Here is a 20,389-nt window from a genome sequence, read left to right as displayed (position 1 = left end):
AGGAGAACCAACATGGCATTGGAAGAATACGCCGGCGCCATCGTGCTGGAGGTGGATGGCCAAGAGGTCGAGGTAATCGACGTCAACGTCACCAGCAAAACCGGCCGAAAGAAGGTCAAGACGATGAACAGGACTGGCCGCGCCAAGGGCTTTGCGCGCGGCATCGAGGAGCACGACCTCTCCCTGACCGTCGCCATCCCCCTGTCGGGTGACCTGGATTGGGCCGCCATCGAGGGCGCCAAGCTGACCCTCTACCCGGCGAGTCAGGGAGGCGCGCGCGAAAGCTACCTCGACTGTTACACCGTCGAGGTGGGCTCCAAGTACAGCGTCGACAACGAGGCACGGCGCGACATCAAGATGGAATCGCTACGGAAAGTGACGGAATGATGATGACCCACAAAGACCAACTGCTGTATGGCGTGGAATACCCAGCCGGCTCCGGCCAGTTGCACTACCACTTCGAACTACGCCTGCCGATGGTCGGCGACAACATCGCCGCCATCGAGGAGCACGGTATCGGCTCCAACCTCAAGCTCAACACGGCGATGCTGGCGCACTGCCTGGTCAAGCTCGGCGACATCCCGCGCGAAGCGATCACCTACGAACTGCTGGAACAGTACCTGGTCGACGACGACTTCGACGTGCTGACCGAGGCGCGTGACCAGCTTAAAAAAAAGCGGATGCGGCCGAGGCCCACCTCGCCGGCTTCCGACTCGCCGTCGTCGCCCTCGGCAAGCACGGCATCCCCGAGCCCCGCGTCCGCGAGCTGAACGCGGCCGAGTTCGAAGGCTACCTCGCCGCCGTCAACCGCCTCTACGGCGGCAAGCCGGACAAGACGTCCGGCGGCGGCGAGACCCGCCACATCAAGTCGCAACGGAAGAAGAAGCCCCGCTAAATGTCCCGAAACCTCGACCTTGCCCTGACCCTACGCGCCCGCGACGAGATGTCGCGGCCGGTGGCCCGTGCCATGCAGCAACTGGCCCAAGAAAGCCAGAAGGCGGTGGCCGCCAGCAAAAACGCTGGCCAAGCCAGCGCCGAGGCGGGCCAGGCGGGAGCGCGCAGTTTCCGGCAGCTGGCCCAGGAGAGCCAGAAGGCCGGCGCGACGATGCTCGCCACCGGACGCGCCACCGTGGCAACGGCCCAGGCCGGGGCCGCCAGTCTGCGGACCATGACCACCGAGGTCCAGCGCGGCGAACGTGCCATGATCGGCCTGTCGCGCGAGAGCCAGCGCATGACTAGCGCCCGTGAGCAACTGGGCGTGCGCGCCGAGCAAGCGATCCAGCGCGAGATCCGCCAGACCGAGGCCGCCTACCAGCGTCTGACCCGTAGCGGCGCCCTGTCGGCCAACGAACAGGCGCGCGCCTACGCCGCGATGCGTCAGCGGGTGCGCGAGCTGCGCGAGGAAATGAGTGGCGTGAGCCGGCTGCAGCGCGGCATGGCCAGCAGCGCCAAGGGGCTGGTTGCCGGGGCGGCCGGCGTCACCGCCGCGAAGTATGTCGTCAGCCAGCCGCTGCAGCGGGTCGAGGACTACGACCTGCGGCTGCGCTACATGGCGAACACCGCCTACGCCGAGCAGGGACTCGGTGGCCGTCGCGCCGGCCTGCGCGAGATGCGCGAGGCCATCGCCAAGTCGGTGCGCAACGGAGGCAACCGTGACCAGGCCGCCGACACGCTCAACAACATGATCGCGTCGGGCGCGCTCGGCGAAGGCGCGCAGGGCCGCCAGTCCGCGCTCGCGCTGCTGCCGACGGTGATGAAGTACGCGACCGCCGCCGAGGCCGACCCGAACGCGATTGCCGATATCGTTCTGAAGTCGAAGAAGACGCTCAAGATTGCCGACGCCGACTTCCCGAAGGTGTTGGAGATGGCGATGCTGGGCGGCAAGCTCGGCGGCTTCGAGCTGAAGGACATGGCCAAGTGGCTGCCGCAGCAGATGGCGGCCGCGTCGTCGGCGGGCATGAGCGGCACCAATGGCCTGGCCAAGCTGGTGGCGTTGAACCAGAACGCAGTGGTCACCGCCGGCACCAAGGACGAAGCCGGCAACAACGTCGTCAACTTCCTGGCCAAGCTCAATGCCGAGGAAACGTCCAAGGACTTCAAGAAGGTCGGCATCAACTGGCGCCAGAAGCTGGTCGACGGTACCAAACAAGGCAAGGACGCGGTCGACGTGTTCGGCGACGCCATCGACGGACTGTTGAAGAAGAACGCCGCCTACCAAAAGCTGCAGGCCAAGCTGGCTACCGCGACCGGAGAAGAGAAGAAGGCGACGCTCGATTCGATGGCCCGCATCGTCCAGGGCTCGGTCGTCGGCAATATTTCGTCCGACCGCCAGGAGCTGATGGCGGTGATCGCCATGCTCAACGACCGTGCCGGCATGGCCGACATCGAGCAGAAGCTGCGCGCGGTCAAACCCGGTGAGGTGGTCAACACCGACCTCAGCCTGATCCAGGAGAGCGCAGCCTGGAAGGGCCAACAGGGCGAGAACACAATGGCCGAGAAGGAGTTCAACGCGCTGTCCGGGCTGTCGTCCACCGTGGGTGACGTCAAGCTCAAGCTGGTCGAGTACGCCGACAAGTACCCGGCACTGTCGACAGCACTGGTCGGCACCACCACCGCGCTGACCGCACTGGCGGCCGCTGCCGGCGCGGCGGGGCTGGCCAGCATGATGACGGGCGGTGGCGGGTCGCTGGCCACTCGGGCAGCCTCGGGGGCCGGCGCGCTGCTCAGAGGCGCGACGGCCGCGGGCACACGACTGCTGCCGGTGGCCGCCGCCGGGGCAGCCGGCTATGGCATTGGCACGGCCATCAACGCCGGCATCACCGGCGTGCTGACCGCCACCAACGGCGGCAAGGAACGCACCTTTGGGACGTGGCTGTACGACCTGGTCAACGGCAGCCGGGAGGCCAAGCTGCTGGCGCCGACACCGCTTCCCCGCCGCAACGAACCGAGCGCGGCCGCTCCTATCCCGCAGCTATCGCTGCTGCAGTCCGCCGTCACCGCCTCGACCCGGCTGGACTTGGCCGCCAAGACCATGCAGCAGGCGGTCAGCCAGCCAATCCCGGTCAAGGTCACGGTGGACGTCAAGAACGGCAACATCGTGGCGGCCGTCAACGCCACCAATAGCGCGACCGCCCGGAGGTATTGATGGCCTGGAAAGATACCCTGCTCGACGCCTCGTTCCGGGGCGTCACCTTCGATTGCCTGCGCACCCAGGACAGCGCCCAGCGCGACACCGCCAGTCACGAATACCCCTACCTGGACGGGGCCGACGTGGAAGACCTCGGCCGCAAGGCGCGGCGCGTGGCAATCACGGCCGTGTTCTGGGGCGACGATTACGAGAGCCGCCTGCAGGCGTTCCTCGAAGTGCTCGACCAGTCCGGCCCCGGCGAGCTGATCCATCCGGTGTTCGGCAGCATCCAGCATGCCCAGCTCATCGACTACCAGTTCGGTCACGACGCCGACTCCCCGGACTACTGCACGGTTGAACTCAACTTCGTCCAGTCCACACCGGGCAACCCATTCTTCGTACAGCAGCTGCCGGCCCAGCAGGCCGAGGCCGTTAACCAGCTCACCGAGTCGGCACGCTTTAACGGTATCGGCGCCTTCGCCACGGCACTGGAGGGACTCAAGGGCGTCAAGAACAACCTATCCCGGCTGAATGCTCTGCGCGACGTGCTGACCGGCACCCTTGGCGTGATCCGCAGCCAGGTGCAGGGAATCATCACGACCACGCTGGACCTGATCGACTACCCGCGTGCCTTCGCCGCCGACGTGGTCGGGCTCATCAGCGGTATTGCCGATCTGCGCGGCTTCGACATCGACGTACTAATGTCCGACTGGCAAAGCCTGGTCGGCCAGCTGGACGACGTGGTGAAACTGCCGGCCGGTATGGCCAGCGGCAGCGGTGCCGGCACGACGTTGACGAGCAGTACCAATTCGACCTCAACCACGATGGGAAGCGTCGTGACGCAGCCGGGAGGAACGACCAGCGGCACCAGCGGTAACGGTGCTGGCACGTCGTCGTCCGGCACGGGTAAGCCGATCCCGGCCAAGGCCGAGGACGTGGCCATGGCCACCTCGCTGCTGCAGCTCACCGTGGCCGCCCAGCTGGCCGACAGCGCCAGCCAGATCTTCGCCGCCGAGGTGGAAGAGCCGACGCTGTCGCCGCCGCAGATCGAGCAGATCGCGGGCGACGTGCGCCAGATGCTGCAGGCGGCCATCGAGGCACACCGCGAGCTGTATGGCATCGAAGATGCCCGCCCGGTGACCGAGGCGCTGAAGGACACCGCCCTGGGTGTGCAAGAGGCTGCCGTCGCGTTGATCGTGCAGCGGCCGCCGCTGGTGACGCGCACCGTCGACGCGCCGGGCAATTTGCACCTGGTCGCCTTCCGTTGGTACGGCGATTACACCCGCGCCCAGGAACTGGCCCGCCTCAATCCCCAGCTGACCAACCCCAACGCCCTGCAGGCGGGAGACACCCTTTATGCCTACGCCCAATGACACCGTCAGCCTGCTGATCGACGGCAAGGTGCATAGCCGCTGGAGCCGCTACGAGATCGACTCGGATCTGCTGATCCCGGCCGACGCTTGGCAAGTCCAGCTGGGGCTGCCCCAAGGCATGATCCCACCCCTAGTCGCCGAGGGTGCAGCGGTCGAGGTGCGTGTCGGCCGCGATACGGTACTGACCGGCCACATCGACGTGGTCGGCCAACCGCTCAGCAAGAGCAGCCACACCCTGACGATCAACGGCCGCGACGGCGCGGCGGTGCTGGTGGACTGCAGTGCGCCGATCTTCACCACCAAGCAGGCCAGCCTGGCCGAGGTGGTGGCCAACGTGGTCAAGCCGCTGGGCATCAGCAAGGTGCTCATCGATGCCGCCAGCTCGGCCACCCGCGAGAAGGTCAGTGTCGAACCGGGCGATACCGCCTGGAACACGCTGGTCAACGCCGCCGAAGCCAACGGCCTGTGGCCGTGGTTCGAGCCGGACGGCACCCTGGTGATCGGTGGCCCGGACTACACCCGGCCACCGGTGGCGACCCTGGTCATGCGCAAGAACGGCAAGGGCAACAACGTCATTGAACTGGACCCCCAGCGCAGCATGGCCGAGCGCTACTCGCACATCACCGTGCTCGGCCAAGCACACGGCACGGCGGTGGAAGACGGCCGCCACGCCATCAAGGCCACGGTGCGCGACCCCGCCGTGACGGTTTACCGTCCCCTCATCGTGGTCGACCCCGACGTCGAGAACATGGCCACGGCACAAGCCAGGGCACGCAAGCTGCTGTCCGACAGCCGCCTCAAGGGCTTCACCCTGATCGCCAAGGTCAAGGGCCACCGCACCAGCGAGGGCGTGCTGTGGCAGCCCGGCCAGCGCGTGCACGTCATCAGCGAGCCGCACGAGATCGACGCGGAGTTCTTCCTGATGGCGCGCAAGTTCCAGGGCGGGCGTGGCGGCCTGGGCAGGATCACCACGCTGACCCTGAAGGAAGACGGCGTGTGGGTGCTGGATGCCCACCCGCACAAGCGTGCCAAAAAGCGCGCCAAGGGCCGTACCAAGAAGGGAGAGGAACTGGAGATCATCAATGTGGGCTGAGGTAGACAAACGCATCCGCCGCGCCATGACCGGTGTGCGCCAGGCATTCCGTGGCGTCCTCGGCCTGGTCAACTCGGCCCCGGCCGTACAACTGGTCCAGGGCGAAGGGCTGGCCGGCGAACCGCTGCGGGATCTGGAGCTATTCCAGCACTTCGGTTTCACTTCCAACCCGCCGGCCGGCACCGCCATCGTGGTGCTGCCGCTGGGTGGCAAGACCAGCCACGGCATCATCATCGCCACCGAGAACGGTCAGTACCGCATCAAAGGACTGGCACCAGGGGAGACAGCCGTCTTCAACGCCTTCGGGGACACCTTTATCTTCCGTGACGGTAAGATCGACGGCACCACCAAGACCTTCACCCTGACCGCGTCCGAGAGCATGAAATTCGACAGCCCGACGGCTGAATTCACTGGTCAGGTGACGGTGCAACAGAAGCTGTCGGGCAATGGTGGGATGGCGATCCAGGGCGGAGACGGGGCTAGCTTTACAGGGAATGTGTCGCAGACCGGTGGCAGCTATACGACCGATCAGGACGTGGTGGCCAGTGGGACTAGCTTGCATGGGCACAGGCATACTGGGGATTCAGGCGGGATGACAGAAAGCCCTTTATAACTAAGGAGTGATATGATGATGACAATCACATCCTCATATACTACCTTGAGTTATGAACAAAAGCTATTGTCTTGAAGTTTCCCATAGGATCTACTATTCGAACGAAGAGCCCATCCCAATTGCGGAAATAGCTTCCTCACTACTTGCGCTTGAGCGAACTTTACAACGGCTACCACGTGTTCTTACCCAAGTAACCTCGGTCCCAATCCAAGGTCTTGAGATATATGTTCAAGAAATCCAATCCGGTAGTCTTTTAGAAGATATTGTCCTCAAGATTTTCTTCAAAGATCAAGCGGAGCTCGATGCATTTCTTGGGAAAATTCGTGAAAAGCTAGGTGAGCACAAAGTGGCACGAAACGTACTGATCGGAGCGCTAATCCTATCAATAATCGGCTATGGCCTTTACCTCGCAGCCAACACTGCAGGAAGTAAACAAGCTGCCAACACGATCAACGTTAACAATAACGTAATCATTAACATCGGTGCAGAACAAGCACAGATGGAACCTGAGCAACTCGCGAAAATTATCGAGTCTGCTATCAGCGACAAAAAAGCCAATGCAAAAGATGCTATTGAGATCGTGAAACCGGCTAAACGAGACCCAACTGCCTCAATCACACTCGAAGATCAAACCGTACTGGCTTTGCCTAAAGAAGTTATTCAAACAGCTCCAAGCTCGTTGGAAATCGACGACACCCCCACTGAACGGGAATATAAGGACGTCGACCTCAGCATCAGGGCGACCAACCTTGATAGCAACCATCAAGGCTGGGCAGCCCTGATACCAAGGCTAAACGATAGACGAGTGAAACTTGTGTTGGCTGATGGCGTAGACCCAAAAAAAGTTGCAGGCAAGTTTACGGTAAGGGCTGATGTTATCGTGCACTCGAAACCTCAAGGGAAGAAAAAGGAAATCCTTCCTTACCAGATCACCTTGCTAAGGCTAGTCACAGAGTAGACCCACTGACAATCACCATCTGATTCTCATCTCAGCCATGCCCCGACAATTCGGGGCATGGACGCTTTACTCGACCCGCAGTCCGGTGACTACGCCGGTTCCCGCACTGACACCCTGGCCAACGCCGTCTACCTGCGGCTGGAAACGCCGCTGGGCAGCTACTGGGCCGACCCGACCCTAGGCTCGCGTCTGCATGAGCTGCAGCGCGAGAAGGATGTCTCGCGCGTCGACAAACTAGCTCGCCAGTACACCGAACAGGCGCTCGCCCCGCTGATCAAGGACGGCCGGGCCACCCGCATCACCGTCACCACCGAACGCACCCAGCCAGGCTGGCTGGCGCTGCACATCGAAGTGGTCGACGTCAGCGGCCGAGTTCAGCGCTTCCAGCATCCGGTGAGGGTCGCCTGATGCCGTTCGCCATTCCCACCTTCGCCAAAATCCGCGACGACCTGCTGCGCGACCTGAAGAACCTGCTGCCCGAGGCCGACGTCGGTGTCGACAGCGACTTTTTCATCCGCGCCACCTCGGTGGCCAGCGCCGTCGAAGGGTTGTATCAGCACCAGGCGTGGATCGTGCGGCAGATTTTCCCGGACACCGCCGACACCGAATACCTGGTACTGCACGCCCGCCTGCGTGGCCTCAGCCGCAAGGCGGCTGTCGCCGCTCAGGGCTCGCTGCAGGTGAGCGGTGCACCAGGGGCGGCGGTGCCGTCCGGGCTGGCGGTCAAGATCGGAGAACAGACCTACACCACCACCTCGGCCAGCGTCATCGACGGCAGCGGCGTGGCCACGGTCAGCGCCACGGCGTCAACGTCCGGCGTCATCGGCAATGTAGCGGCTGGCACCGTCGCCACCCTGATGGCGGCCCCGGCCGGCGTCAGCAGCCAGGCCAGCGTGGTGACCATGCTCGGTGGGGTCGATGCGGAGAGCGACGCCGAGTTGCTGGCACGCCTGCTGGAACTGATCCGCCGTCCTCCAGCCGGCGGCAACAAGTACGACTACCGGCGCTGGGCGCTGGAGGTCGACGGCGTGTCGGCCGCCTACGTCTACCCACTGCGCCGTGGCCTCGGCACCGTCGACGTGGTGATCACCGCGGCGGGCGGACTGCCGTCCGCCTCCACCATCGCCGCAACCCAGGCCCACATCGACGACGTGCGCCCGGTCACCGCCAAGCATTCTCTTGTGCTGGCAGCCACCGAGAGGACGGTCAACGTCACGGTGGCGGTGCAACTGTCCGGCCTCACGCTGGATACCGCTCGCCCACAGATCGAGGCGGCGCTGGCCGCTTACTTCGCTCAGCTCGCCCCAGGCGAGACCGCCGTCAAGAGCCGCATCGAGGGGATCGTCACCGACCTGGCCGGCGTGGTCGACCGTGCAGTCACCCTTCCGGCTGCCAACGTGGTGCCGGTGGTCGACGAGACCAAGGTGGAATGGGTTCGCCTCGGCACCGTTACGGTGGGAGCGCTGTGATGAACCACGCAGAACTCTTGGCCCTGCTGCTGCCGCCGGTGAGCTACGCGCCCAGCGGCCCCGCCTTGCAGACCGAACTGGCAGCCGAGGGCCAGGCACTCGACGCCGCTCTCATCAATGCCGAGCGGGCCAAGGGGGCGGTCACGCCGTTTTTCGCCGAGCAGCTGCTGCCGGACTGGGAGCGCGTTTGCGGCATCACGCCGCCGCCCAGCGCCGGCTATCAGCAACGGCTGCAGGCGGTTCTGGCCAAGCTGGCCGAGACCGGAGGCCTGTCCATCCCGTATTTCGTGCGCTTGGCTGCTGGGATGGGCTACCAGATCACCATCAACGAGCCTCAACCGTTCCGGGCAGGCGTGGGCCGTGCCGGCGACACCTTGTGGGTGCCGGACATCCTGTGGGTGTGGCAAGTGGTGGTCCATAGCAATTCCAGCAACGTTTACCGTTTTCGGGCCGGCCAGTCTGCTGCCGGCGAACGCCTGGCCGAGTTCGGCGACGCGGTCATCGAGGAGGTGTTCAACGACCTCAAACCGGCTCACACCTTTGTTTACTTCGCCTATCAGGAGGCATAGATGCAGCAGATCAACACGCCGGATGGGCAATTCCATGACGGCAATCCGGCCGCCGGGGAACTGGGGACCATTCTGACGGCGGCATGGCTCAACGCGCTGCAGGCAGAAATCCTGTCCGTGCTGGCCGACCGGGGAATGGCCACAGACCCGGCCAAGACCAACCAGTTGCTGGATGCCATCAAGAAGATCGCCTGGGGCGGATTGGCTCGACCGAATACCTTGGCCGGCTACGGCATTACCGATGCGCTCGAAGTGCGCCCTGGGCAGATTGGTCCCACTACTGACTGGAACACCATTGTCAACCGGGGCGTGTATGAGGTTGCAGGGGATCAGATCGGACCGAATGGGCCATCGGCCTATGGCTACGGCATGCTGATCGTCGCAGAGGCTAATGATGGGGGAGCCGTGAGCCAGCTGTATCTGTCGCATGGCGGCTCGCAAGTTGCTTACCGGGGCGGATACAACAATGGCGCTTGGAATGCATGGCGTCGACTGGATCGACCAGAATTCCAGGATATCCAGAACCGGCCCAATACCCTAGCCGGTTTTGGCATAGCCGACGCGCTTGAGATACGCACTCAGACCATTGGTGACGGTTACGATTGGAACAACATCACCGCGCGTGGTGTATACGACGTCGCGACGGAGCACCCCGGCCCGAATGCGCCGCCGGCCTACGGCTACGGCACGCTAATTGTCTCCGAGGTAAACGATGGGGGGGCGCTGGGGCAGTTGTATCTCTCGCACGGTGGTTCGAATGTTGCCTACCGAGGCGGGTACAACAACGGCGGCTGGAACCCATGGAAGCGGCTGGATGTTACGGATTACGCGGATATCACGGGGAACCCTGATTTTTCGGGGCGGGTGCTGCCGATTGGTGCCGTCAAAACGGGCAACGTGAGCCATGTAACCCGTCAAGTCGCCACGGACATCAACGAACTGACCTATGGGCTGCTGGAGCTGCCAGCTGGCTACATCGATTGGGGCATATCAATCGACCTATCTATGGCGGCAGGCGAGGCGTCTACCCCCAATGCCGCCAGTTACCGGCTCAGTGTTGTGCGGGTCGGGACCGGCATCAAATTGGCCGGCTATCGCAGCGAGCTGACCCGAAACTATGTCGCGGTTGTGAAACGCGATGCGGATGGCAAATTTTTCCTGGCACTACGCAAGGGCAACATTAATGGTGGTGCCAACTGGATCGCCAGCATCCTGCATACCGGCAATATCGCTCTGGCCGATTACGCTGTCTCCACCGTGGCGACACTGGCGGGCTATACGGAAGTCGCGGCCCTCACCAACTCGCCGGACATCGCGCCGGCCGGCATCCCCATGCCGTGGCCGCTTGCTACGCCACCGTCTGGGTGGGTGATTCTGCAGGGCCAATCGTTCGACACCGCCGCCAACCCAAATTTGGCCATCGCCTACCCATCCGGGGTGCTGCCTGACCTGCGCGGCAAATTCATCCGGGGTTGGGACAACGGGCGCGGTGTCGACCCTGGCCGGGCACTGCTTAGTGAGCAGGGGGCCTACGCTGGTAGCTTTACATGGCGACTGCGCGCCGATGACGGGGATGGTCAGACCGGTTCGTTTGTGTCCGTGACCGGGGTCGAGATTGCTGGTGCCTCGCCGCCAACCCTGCCGTACAACGCCTGGACCGACTATGTCACCAGCACCGTGACGCCCGGTGACACACGACCGGGTAACACCGCCTTTAACTACATCGTGAGACTGGGATAAACAATGCAGCGCATCTTTGAGAACGATACCGACCTGACGGTCTACATCAGCGACCCGCTGACGGGGGAATACCTGGGCACCCGGCAGGAATTCGTGCCGGCGACCACCAGCCTGCCGCCCGAGTGTCACGAGGATGCCCCGCCCGAGGCGACGTCCCGGCATGTTGCCGTGTGGCGCGACGGCACCTGGATGATTCTGCCCGACTGGCGCGGCGTGCTGCTCTGGTCCACTGCCACCGGTGAGTCGCTGCAGATCGATACCATCGGCGTGACGCCGGCCGACGTCGGCGCTACCGACATCGAGCGGCCAAACACGACGACCGTGTGGGATGGTCAGGGCTGGGTGGTGGATGCGGGATTGGCGGCGCAGCAGCTGCTCGACCTGCGCGCCCGCCAATTGGCCGCCATCAACACCCACGCCACCCAATTGCTGGCCGAGCTGTCCTCCTCCTACCCTGAGGGCGAGGTGCAAAGCTGGGCGCAGCAGACCCGCGAAGCGGAGGCGCTGGCTGGTGACGCGAATGCCCCCACACCACTGTTGACCGCCATCGCCACCGCGCGAGGCCTGACCGTCGACGAACTGGCCGGACGGGTTCGTGCCAAGGTACAGGCCTATGCGGCAGCCTCCGGAGCCATCATCGGCCAACGCCAGGCACTGGAGGACATGCTGATGTCGGTCGATCTGACCGCTCCCGACGCCGCCACGCAATTGGAGGCCATCCAATGGCCCGCCGTCGTCGTCTCAAGCTGATCGCCTTGTGGGTGGCGGCCCTGCTGGCGGCCGGGTTCGCGCTCACCTGGGGCCTGTTCGCCGCGCTGGCCGGCTCGGACCGAGCGCTACGCATCGCCGTGGCGCAAGATCAGGCTGCCAATGCCGCTATTGGCGGTAGCGAAGACGAGACCATCAGCAGCCGCGCCGGGAAAGGGGCGATGAAGGGAGTCTGGCACTGGTGCCTGCTGTGTCGGGTGCTGAACTGGATCGACCCGCAGCACTGCCAGCAGAGCCTGGAACCGGACGAAGGGGAACCGCTACCGGAACAAAGATAAGAGAGACAGCGACCGGCTAGGTGCGGGAACACCTAGCCGGCCAGCTGACCCGCAGAGCAGACCTGCAAGTCAACCCACGGCTGCCGCTTTCGACGTCAAAAGCGCGGCAAGTTTAGCGGTTTTTTTGGCAAAACGCTTGCAGATGAATAACACCAACGACATCCGATGCGGCCACTGCGGCCGCAAATTGGCCGAAGGCCGTTACCTCGAACTGACCATCAAGTGCCCGCGCTGCCGGGCCATCAACCACCTGAAGGCCGAGAGCCTCACCCCCGAGCGCCAGCGAGCGCCCTAACCAGGAGAAACCGATGGACACCAGTCCTATCATCCCTTGGCTAGGCGGCAAGCGACGCCTGGCTGACAAACTAATGCCCTTGTTCCCGAAGCATGAGTGCTACGTGGAGTTGTTCTGCGGTGGAGCCGCCCTTTATTTCCTACGCCACGTGCCGGCACAGACCGAGGTGCTCAACGACGTCAACGGCGAGCTGGTGAACCTGTACAGGGTGGTGCAAAGCCACATGGAAGAGTTCGTGCGGCAGTTCAAGTGGGCTATCAGCAGCCGCGAGGTGTTCAAGTGGCAGCAGATGACCCGCCCGGAGACGCTAACCGACATTCAGCGTGCAGCACGGTTTTACTACCTGCAGCACCATGCGTTCGCGGGCAAAGTGACCGGGCAGACCTTCGGTACCGCCACTACCGGTCCGGCAATCAACCTATGCCGGATCGAAGAGAACCTAAGCGCCGCCCATTTGCGGCTGGCTGGCACCTACGTCGAGCACTTGTCCTGGCAGGACTGCCTGAAGCGCTATGACCGGCCGCACACGTTCTTCTACGCCGATCCACCGTACTGGCAGACCGAAGGCTATGGCGTGCCGTTCGACTTCGGCCAGTACGAACAGTTGGCCGAGGCAATGCGGACGTGCAAGGGCAAGGTGATGGTCAGCATCAACGACCACCCCGACATCCGGGCGGCATTTGATGGTTTCCACATGGAGGAACTGGGGATCAAATACAGCGTGGCCAACGCCCAAGGCGCCCCCGACACCAGCCGGGAACTGGTGATCATGAACTGGGAGCCGGAAATGTTGGACGGATTATTCTGAAAAAGGCAGTGAGCAGAGGGTCGTCTCTGCTCGCAACAGCATTAGCTATTCAGTCGTTGGACGAACTGAAAGCAAAGCCACAGCAGGAATGCAACGACCGCACCTGCTGTTGCCACCGCACTTACACCAGCCAATCCAACTGTCGACATCTCTGCTAGCACGTGGCTAAACCCGATGCAGACTCCTGGAACCAACTTGGTAAAGGCAGTAAGGCTGTCTGACTTGCTTCTTGAACGCATATGTACTCCTTTGCATTCTCAAAGTCTCGGCAGGCCAGTGCAAGCAGGATGCTCACAAAGAGTCAGGAACCGAGGATCAGACCTTCCCTCCAAATTTTGAGGCAGTCGATGGAGGGCTCCGGACTGCACGGTAAAAGGGAGCAGCGGTGCTACTCCCTTAAGTCCAGTTATGAAAACTTGATATGACAATTATGTCGCATGGTTTTGCATCTTACTAGAGCTAAATACTGTACCCTGAAGCAGGTACAGGGACGGCTTCTTCCTGCCCAAAGAACAACGCACGAGCACAGGCGGGGCTCTATGCCAAAAAACCTGCAAAATCGGGGCATTTGGGGTTTTGAGGGCTATGCCAAAACGCTTGCAAAACTTTGCCAAAACGACCGCGAAGCTACAACGACCGCGAAGCTACAACCACAAAGCTACCCACAGCCATCATTGGATAACCCTGTGGATAAACCATGAATAACCCGGAAAACCCTTTTCGGGTTAGCCACTTGCCGTTACCGCCCAAAAAACCGTCAAAATACTGCAAGATTTTTCCCCAAACCCACAACCCGGCTGAATAGTGCCGTGGACAGTCTGTGGAAAACAGCAACAAGAGCTTGTTACAAAAGAGGAAAATCGAGTCGATTAAAAAATAGGCAAAAGGCGCATTACACCAAGGAAATTCCTAGCAGCATACGCGCCTACCTCCGGCCAGGTCTACAACAACTTGCCCGGATTCATCACGCCGTTCGGGTCGAACGCCGCCTTAATGGCACGCATCAGCGCAATCTCCTCGGCACTGCGCGTCACGTCGAGATAGTCCCGCTTCAAGAGGCCGACGCCGTGCTCGGCCGACATGCTGCCGCCAAACTCACCCACCAGGGCGAAGACGTGTTCGTTGACCCGCTCGCAGGCGCGGCGGAAGTCGTCCAGCTCCAGCGCATCGGGCTTCAGTATATTGATGTGCAGGTTGCCGTCGCCGATATGGCCGTACCACAGCACCTCGAAATCCGGGTATTCACGCGACAGCAACGCATCGAGCCGCTCGATGAAGGCCGGCACCTGGCTCACCGTCACCGCGATGTCGTTCTTGTACGGCTTGTACGGGGTGATCGACTCGCTGATGTCCTCGCGCAGCCGCCACAGTTCCTTGGCCTGCTGCTCGGACTGCGACAGCACGCCGTCCACCAGCCAGCCCTGCTCGACGCAGGCCTCGAACACCGCCAGCGCCACCTCTTCGGTATCGGCCGCCAGCTTCTCGAACTCCAGCAGCACGTAGTAATCGGCCTCGCCCTCGAACGGGCGCTTGACGTGGCCGCGCGCCAGGACGTGGCGCACGGCCTTTTCCGAGAAGAACTCGAAGGCATTGAGATCGAGCTTCTCGCGGAAGGCATGGAACACCTTCATGATGTCGACCAGCTGCGGCACCGCCAGCACCATGACGGCCTGTTCCGCCGGCTGACGTGCCAGCCGCAGGGTGGCATCGACGATGAAGCCGAGCGTCCCTTCCGAGCCGACGAAGAGGTGGCGCAAGTCGTAGCCGGTGTTGTTCTTGGCGAGCCCGTTATTCAGCCGCAGCACCTCGCCCTTGCCGGTCACCACGGTCAGGCCGGCCACCCATTCACGGGTCATGCCGTAGCGTACCACCTTGATGCCGCCGGCGTTGGTGGCGATGTTGCCGCCGATCTGGCTGGAACCACGCGAGGCGAAGTCGACCGGGTAGTACAAGCCGTGCTCGGCGGCGAACTGCTGCAGCGCCTCGGTGATGACGCCGGCCTGGCAGCGCACGGTGCGCGCCACCGGGTCGAAGTCGCTGATGGCCTTCATCCGGTCGAACGACACCACCACCTCGCCCTGCCGCGCCACGGCCCCGCCGGAGAGCCCGGTACGCCCGCCGGAGGGCACCAGCGCCACCTTCTCGCGGTTGGCCCATTGCACCACGGCCACCACCTCCTCCAGCTCCTTGGGGAACACCACGGCGGACGGGGCCGGCTGGTAATAGCGGGTCCAATCCAGCCCGTAACGAGCGAGGGTATCGGCATCGGTGGCGACACGGTCGGCCCCGAAAATGGCGTGGAGATCGGCAAGCAGGCGGGCATCAATCATCGGCAACTCTCTGGTCAAGACGGAAAATCCGGAGTAATAATGAACAATACTTGAGTTTTTTAGTCAACAACGGGACCCGGCATGCAAAATCTCTCGCTCGCCAAGGACAAGATCAAGATACTGCTTCTGGAAGGTGTGCACCAGACAGCAGTCGATAGTTTCCTGCAGGATGGCTATACCCAGATCGAATTTCACAAGAAGGCGCTCCCGCCGGAGGAACTGGCCGAACGCATCGCCGACGCCCATATCGTCGGCATCCGTTCGCGCAGCCAGTTGACCGAGGAGATCTTCGAGGCCGCCAACAAGCTGATGGCGGTCGGCTGCTTTTGCATCGGCACCAACCAGGTCGACCTCAAGGCCGCTGCTCGGCGCGGCATCCCGGTGTTCAACGCGCCCTTCTCCAACACCCGCTCGGTCGCCGAACTGGTCATCGCCGAAGCGATCATGCTGATGCGCGGCATCCCGGAAAAAAGCGCGCTGGCGCATCGTGGCGGCTGGCTGAAATCGGCCGACAACAGCTACGAAGTACGCGGCAAGACGCTGGGCATCGTCGGCTACGGCCACATCGGTACCCAGGTCGGCATCCTGGCCGAGGCGCTCGGCATGAAGGTGGCCTTCTACGATATCGAGAACAAGCTGCCGCTGGGCAACGCCTACCAGGTGGGCGGACTGTACGACCTGCTCGGCCAGTCCGACGTGGTCACGCTGCACGTGCCGGAAACGCGGGAAACCCACAACATGATCAGGGCCGAACAGCTCGCTGCCATGAAGCCCGGTGCACATCTGATCAATGCCTCGCGCGGCACCGTGGTAGACATCGAGGCCCTCGCTGAAGCGCTGCGCTCCAAGCATCTGCTGGGCGCCGCCATCGACGTGTTTCCGACCGAACCGGAAGGCAACGGCGAGGCGTTCCTCTCGCCGCTGCGCGAATTCGACAACGTGATCCTGACGCCGCACATCGGCGGCAGCACGCTGGAAGCCCAGGCCAATATCGGCGGCGAAGTGGCGGCCAAGCTGATCAAGTACTCCGACAACGGTTCCACGCTGACCGCGGTGAACTTCCCCGAGGTCTCGCTGCCCGAGCACCGCGGCAAATGCCGGCTGCTGCATATCCACAAGAACCAGCCTGGGGTGTTGGCGCGCATCAACGAGGCGTTCTCCGAGCGCGGCATCAACATCGCCGGGCAGTACCTGCAGACCAACGAGGAAATCGGCTACGTGGTGATCGAGATTGACAGCGAGGCAAGCCAGGCCGCGCTGGAAGCACTGCAGCACATCGAAGGCACGCTGCGCTGCCGCGTGCTGTACTGACCACCCTGTCCGCCTCGGCGACAGCCATAACGAAAAGACCCCGCCATCTAGCGGGGTCTTTGTCTGGATCAGGCGATGCACTCAGGCGGATCAGGCGACCGCCGGCTCCTTCATCAGGATGGAGATCAGCGACGCCACCTTTTGCTTCAGCTCGCGGCGGTCGACGATCATGTCGATGGCACCCTTTTCCAGCAGGAACTCGGAACGCTGGAAGCCCTCCGGCAGCGTTTCGCGCACGGTCTGCTCGATCACACGCGGACCGGCGAAGCCGATCAGCGCGCCCGGCTCACCGATCACCACGTCGCCAAGGAAGGCGAACGAGGCCGACACACCACCCATGGTCGGGTCGGTCAGGATCGAGATGAACGGCAGCTTGTGATCGGTCAGCAGTTGCAGCGCGGCGCTGGTCTTGGCCATCTGCATCAGCGAATTCAGGCCTTCCTGCATGCGCGCGCCGCCGGAGGCGGAAACGCAGATGAACGGCGCCTTGGCTTCGACCGCAGCCTGCACGCCGCGCACGAAACGCTCACCCACCACCGAGCCCATCGAACCGCCGATGAACTTGAATTCGAACGCGGCCACCACGGCCGGCAGCGTCAGGATGCTGCCTTGCATCACCACCAGCGCGTCGTCTTCGCCGGTGGCGTTCTGCGCGGCCGTCAGACGTTCCGGATAGCGCTTGCCGTCCTTGAACTTCAGGATGTCAACCGGTTTGACTTCGGCACCGATCTCGCGGCGGCCTTCGACGTCCAGCAACATGCCCAGACGATCGCGGGCGGACACCGCGTGATGATGGTTGCACTTCGGGCAAACCTGCAGATTGCTTTCCAGGTCGGTGTAATACAGCACCGCTTCACAGGCCGGGCACTTGCTCCACAGCCCCTCCGGTACCGCCGAGGATTTGTCGGCGCGATTCTCGCGCTTGATCTTCGGCGGCAGGAGTTTATTCAACCAGCTCATGCTGACTCCTTGCTCATGCGCTCCGGCCCCAACGGGGTGGCCGAAGCATGATCGCCCCGGGGGCTCGGGCCTCCGGGGACATGTACTAACTAATGGCTGCCTTCAGTTCGGCGACCAGAGAGGTCAACCGCTCGCGAGCGGTCTCGGGCGTTGCCGCCTCGATTTCCTGTACCAGACGGCTTCCTACTACGACAGCATCGGCCGTGACGGCGATGGCACGGGCAGTCGCGCCGTCGCGAATACCGAAACCGACACCGATAGGTACATGGATGTGCTGTCTAAGGGCGGCAATTTTACGCGCTACGTCGTCAATGTCCAGATTTCCGGCACCGGTCACGCCTTTAAGCGACACATAGTAGACATAACCGCGCGCATGGCGGGCGATCTCGACCACCCGTTCGGCCGGCGTCGTCGGCGCCAGCAGGAAGATCGGATCGATGTTTTCCTGCTGCAGCGCGGCGGACAGTTCTTCCGCCTCTTCCGGCGGGCAATCGACCGTCAGCATACCGTCCACGCCGGCAGCGGCGGCACGCTTGGCAAATTCAGCATAGCCCATAGCGCACAGCGGATTGAGATAACCCATCAGCACCACCGGGGTGGTGGCATTGGTCTTGCGGAACTCGGCCACCATCTCCAGCACATGGCGCAAGCCGACCTTGTGCGCCAGCGCTCGCTCGGAAGCGCGCTGGATCACCGGACCGTCGGCCATCGGATCGGAAAACGGTACGCCCAGTTCGATGATGTCGGCACCGCCGTCCACCAGGCCGTGCATCAGCCCCACGGTCAGTTCGGGATGCGGGTCGCCGGCGGTGATGAACGGGATCAGGGCCTTCTTGCCGGCCAATGCGGCGAAACACGCTGCAATACGTGACATGCTTACTCCTGCTTACAAGGTCAGGCCGGACAGGCTGGCCACGGTATTGATGTCCTTGTCGCCACGACCGGACAGGTTGACCAGAATCACCTGGTCCTTGCTCATGGTCGGCGCCGCCTTGGCCGCCCAGGCCAGGGCATGGCTGGATTCCAGCGCCGGGATAATGCCCTCGTAGCGGCACAGGTCGTGGAAGGCCTTGAGCGCCTCGTCGTCGTTGATCGCGGTGTACTCGGCGCGGCCGATGTCCTTGAGGTAGCTGTGCTCGGGACCGACACCCGGGTAATCCAGACCGGCCGACACCGAATGCGTCTCGATGATCTGGCCGTCTTCATCCTGCATCAGATAGCTCTTGAAGCCGTGCAGCACGCCCGGCTTGCCGACTGACAGCGGCGCGGCATGGCGGCCGGTTTCGACGCCTTCACCGCCGGCCTCGACTCCGACCATGCGCACACCGTCGACGCCGATGTAGGGATAGAACATGCCGATGGCGTTGGAACCACCGCCGACACACGCCACCACCACGTCCGGCTGGCGGCCGATCATTTCCGGCATCTGTACCTTGCATTCCTCGCCGATCACGGACTGGAAATCGCGTACCAGCATCGGGTAGGGATGCGGGCCGGCGGCGGTGCCGAGGATGTAGAAGGTGCTATCGACGTTGGTCACCCAGTCGCGCATCGCTTCGTTGAGGGCATCCTTGAGCGTCTTGGAACCGGACTCGACCGGCACCACGGTGGCGCCCAGCAGCTTCATGCGATAGACGTTGGGCGACTGGCGCTTGACGTCTTCCGCCCCCATGTACACCACGCACTCCAGGCCATAGCGCGCGGCCACGGTGGCCGAGGCCACGCCATGCTGGCCCGCACCGGTTTCGGCGATCACGCGCTTCTTGCCCATGCGGCGCGCCAGCAGCGCCTGACCGATGGTGTTGTTGACCTTGTGCGCACCGGTGTGATTCAGATCTTCGCGCTTGAGGTAGATCTGCGCCCCACCCAACAGCTCCGACCAGCGCTTGGCATGGTAGATCGGCGAAGGACGGCCGACATAATGCTTCAGTTCGTAGTGAAACTCTTCCCAGAACGCCGGGTCGGCCTTGGCCCGCGCATATTCCTCGTTCAGTTCAGCCAAAGCCGCCATCAGCGTTTCGGCGACGTAGATGCCACCGTACGGCCCGAAATGGCCGCGGACATCCGGAAAATCATACCGATCCATGCTTTGCTCCTGATATGAATGCCGCCATCCTGGCCGCATCCTTGATTCCTTTACTCGATTCCACGCCGCTCGACACGTCGACGGCGGCGGGATGCACCTTCGCCACGGCTTCCTGCACATTGTCCGGCGTCAAGCCGCCGGACAGGATCAGCGGCAACGGCAATGCCGGCGGCAACAGCGTCCAGTCGAACACCGCCCCGGTGCCGCCGTGGGCGCCTTCGACGAAGGCATCGGCCAGCAAGCCACGAGCATCGTGGTAGGCCGCCGCCCATTCTAGCAAATCCACTCCCGGCCTGACCCGCACCGCCTTCAAATAGGGGCGGGAAAACGAGCGGCAGAACTCGGGCGACTCCTCGCCGTGAAACTGCAGGACGTCCACCGGGCAGGCGTCCAGCACGCTGTGCACGAAGGCCGCGTCCGGGTTGACGAACAAGGCCACCACGCTGACGAAGGGGGGCAGTGCCCGGACAATCTCTCGCGCTTGCTCGATCGACACGTTGCGCGGGCTTTTCTCGTAAAACACCAGACCGATGGCGTCGGCGCCCAGGCGGGCCGCTTCGACGCCGTCTTCCGGCCGGGTGATGCCGCAAATCTTTATTCGGGGAAGCATC

Annotated in this window: 21 protein-coding genes; 16 read left to right on the top strand and 5 right to left on the bottom strand. The window is 63.1% G+C overall.

The annotated features are described in order from the left end of the window. Window positions 1-12: 12 nt before the first annotated feature. From PSEMAI1_RS0107210 to PSEMAI1_RS0107135, 15 genes are all read left to right on the top strand, one after another. On the top strand, window positions 13-387 hold the full coding sequence (locus PSEMAI1_RS0107210) for a hypothetical protein (RefSeq protein WP_024302222.1): 375 nt from the start codon (window positions 13-15) through the stop codon (window positions 385-387). Further along, window positions 384-770, top strand: a complete 387-nt coding sequence (locus tag PSEMAI1_RS0107205; RefSeq protein ID WP_024302221.1) for a hypothetical protein — start codon at window positions 384-386, stop codon at window positions 768-770. The genes PSEMAI1_RS0107210 and PSEMAI1_RS0107205 overlap by 4 nt, the downstream gene beginning before the upstream one ends. A 125-nt stretch (window positions 771-895) precedes the next feature. Beyond that, window positions 896-3,145 carry a phage tail tape measure protein gene (locus tag PSEMAI1_RS20510; protein WP_024302220.1) on the top strand — a complete coding sequence of 750 codons (2,250 nt, stop codon included), beginning with the start codon at window positions 896-898 and terminating at the stop codon, window positions 3,143-3,145. After that, window positions 3,145-4,500, top strand: coding sequence for a DNA circularization protein (locus PSEMAI1_RS0107195; protein ID WP_024302219.1), 1,356 nt, complete (start codon window positions 3,145-3,147; stop codon window positions 4,498-4,500). Before PSEMAI1_RS20510 ends, PSEMAI1_RS0107195 begins: the two co-directional genes overlap by 1 nt. Continuing rightward, entirely contained in the window at window positions 4,484-5,593 is a 1,110-nt protein-coding gene (locus PSEMAI1_RS0107190; protein ID WP_024302218.1) for a phage baseplate assembly protein, read from the top strand. The genes PSEMAI1_RS0107195 and PSEMAI1_RS0107190 overlap by 17 nt, the downstream gene beginning before the upstream one ends. Next, entirely contained in the window at window positions 5,583-6,206 is a 624-nt protein-coding gene (locus PSEMAI1_RS0107185) for a phage baseplate assembly protein V (protein ID WP_024302217.1), read from the top strand. The genes PSEMAI1_RS0107190 and PSEMAI1_RS0107185 overlap by 11 nt, the downstream gene beginning before the upstream one ends. Window positions 6,207-6,258: 52 nt before the next feature. Beyond that, entirely contained in the window at window positions 6,259-7,164 is a 906-nt protein-coding gene (locus PSEMAI1_RS0107180; protein WP_024302216.1) for a hypothetical protein, read from the top strand. Between the two features lie 57 nt (window positions 7,165-7,221). Next, complete coding sequence (locus PSEMAI1_RS0107175; RefSeq protein WP_024302215.1) at window positions 7,222-7,572, top strand: phage GP46 family protein; 351 nt, start codon at window positions 7,222-7,224, stop codon at window positions 7,570-7,572. Continuing rightward, window positions 7,572-8,633, top strand: a complete 1,062-nt coding sequence (locus PSEMAI1_RS0107170; RefSeq protein ID WP_024302214.1) for a baseplate J/gp47 family protein — start codon at window positions 7,572-7,574, stop codon at window positions 8,631-8,633. The genes PSEMAI1_RS0107175 and PSEMAI1_RS0107170 overlap by 1 nt, the downstream gene beginning before the upstream one ends. After that, entirely contained in the window at window positions 8,633-9,202 is a 570-nt protein-coding gene (locus tag PSEMAI1_RS0107165) for a YmfQ family protein (RefSeq protein WP_024302213.1), read from the top strand. Before PSEMAI1_RS0107170 ends, PSEMAI1_RS0107165 begins: the two co-directional genes overlap by 1 nt. Then, window positions 9,203-10,942, top strand: coding sequence for a tail fiber protein (locus tag PSEMAI1_RS22165; protein ID WP_024302212.1), 1,740 nt, complete (start codon window positions 9,203-9,205; stop codon window positions 10,940-10,942). It begins immediately after the preceding gene. 3 nt (window positions 10,943-10,945) lie between these two features. Next, window positions 10,946-11,692, top strand: coding sequence for a hypothetical protein (locus PSEMAI1_RS22160; protein ID WP_024302211.1), 747 nt, complete (start codon window positions 10,946-10,948; stop codon window positions 11,690-11,692). Continuing rightward, window positions 11,665-11,988: a hypothetical protein gene (locus PSEMAI1_RS21980; RefSeq protein ID WP_024302210.1), complete on the top strand. Its 324-nt coding sequence runs from the start codon at window positions 11,665-11,667 to the stop codon at window positions 11,986-11,988. The genes PSEMAI1_RS22160 and PSEMAI1_RS21980 overlap by 28 nt, the downstream gene beginning before the upstream one ends. 142 nt (window positions 11,989-12,130) lie before the next feature. Next, the gene (locus PSEMAI1_RS21165) at window positions 12,131-12,283 is read left to right on the top strand and encodes a Com family DNA-binding transcriptional regulator (RefSeq protein ID WP_024302209.1); all 153 of its coding nucleotides are present in this window, start codon (window positions 12,131-12,133) and stop codon (window positions 12,281-12,283) included. Between the two features lie 13 nt (window positions 12,284-12,296). Then, a complete protein-coding gene (locus PSEMAI1_RS0107135) occupies window positions 12,297-13,091 on the top strand; it encodes a DNA adenine methylase (protein WP_024302208.1) in 795 nt (264 codons plus the stop codon). Window positions 13,092-14,032: 941 nt separating this feature from the next. Here the strand turns inward: PSEMAI1_RS0107135 and PSEMAI1_RS0107130 are convergent. Beyond that, entirely contained in the window at window positions 14,033-15,421 is a 1,389-nt protein-coding gene (locus PSEMAI1_RS0107130) for an FAD-binding oxidoreductase (RefSeq protein ID WP_024302207.1), read from the bottom strand. An 81-nt stretch (window positions 15,422-15,502) separates the two neighbouring features. Between PSEMAI1_RS0107130 and serA the strand changes: the two genes are divergently transcribed. Continuing rightward, on the top strand, window positions 15,503-16,732 hold the full coding sequence (gene serA, locus PSEMAI1_RS0107125; RefSeq protein ID WP_024302206.1) for a phosphoglycerate dehydrogenase: 1,230 nt from the start codon (window positions 15,503-15,505) through the stop codon (window positions 16,730-16,732). Between the two features lie 90 nt (window positions 16,733-16,822). Here the strand turns inward: serA and accD are convergent, their stop codons facing one another. The 4 genes from accD to PSEMAI1_RS0107105 all read right to left on the bottom strand — a co-directional run bounded on the left by accD (window position 16,823) and on the right by PSEMAI1_RS0107105 (window position 20,388). Beyond that, window positions 16,823-17,692, bottom strand: a complete 870-nt coding sequence (accD, locus tag PSEMAI1_RS0107120) for an acetyl-CoA carboxylase, carboxyltransferase subunit beta (RefSeq protein ID WP_024302205.1) — start codon at window positions 17,690-17,692, stop codon at window positions 16,823-16,825. 85 nt (window positions 17,693-17,777) lie between these two features. Beyond that, on the bottom strand, window positions 17,778-18,566 hold the full coding sequence (gene trpA / locus PSEMAI1_RS0107115; RefSeq protein WP_024302204.1) for a tryptophan synthase subunit alpha: 789 nt from the start codon (window positions 18,564-18,566) through the stop codon (window positions 17,778-17,780). Between the two features lie 12 nt (window positions 18,567-18,578). Continuing rightward, the gene (trpB, locus tag PSEMAI1_RS0107110) at window positions 18,579-19,778 is read right to left on the bottom strand and encodes a tryptophan synthase subunit beta (RefSeq protein ID WP_024302203.1); all 1,200 of its coding nucleotides are present in this window, start codon (window positions 19,776-19,778) and stop codon (window positions 18,579-18,581) included. Next, window positions 19,765-20,388, bottom strand: a complete 624-nt coding sequence (locus PSEMAI1_RS0107105) for a phosphoribosylanthranilate isomerase (RefSeq protein ID WP_024302202.1) — start codon at window positions 20,386-20,388, stop codon at window positions 19,765-19,767. Before PSEMAI1_RS0107105 ends, trpB begins: the two co-directional genes overlap by 14 nt. Window position 20,389: the final 1 nt, after the last annotated feature.

This window comes from Pseudogulbenkiania sp. MAI-1 (assembly GCF_000527175.1).
GTDB lineage: Bacteria > Pseudomonadota > Gammaproteobacteria > Burkholderiales > Chromobacteriaceae > Pseudogulbenkiania.
Note: the sequence above shows the minus strand (reverse complement) of the source record. Positions and strands in the feature narration are given on the sequence as shown.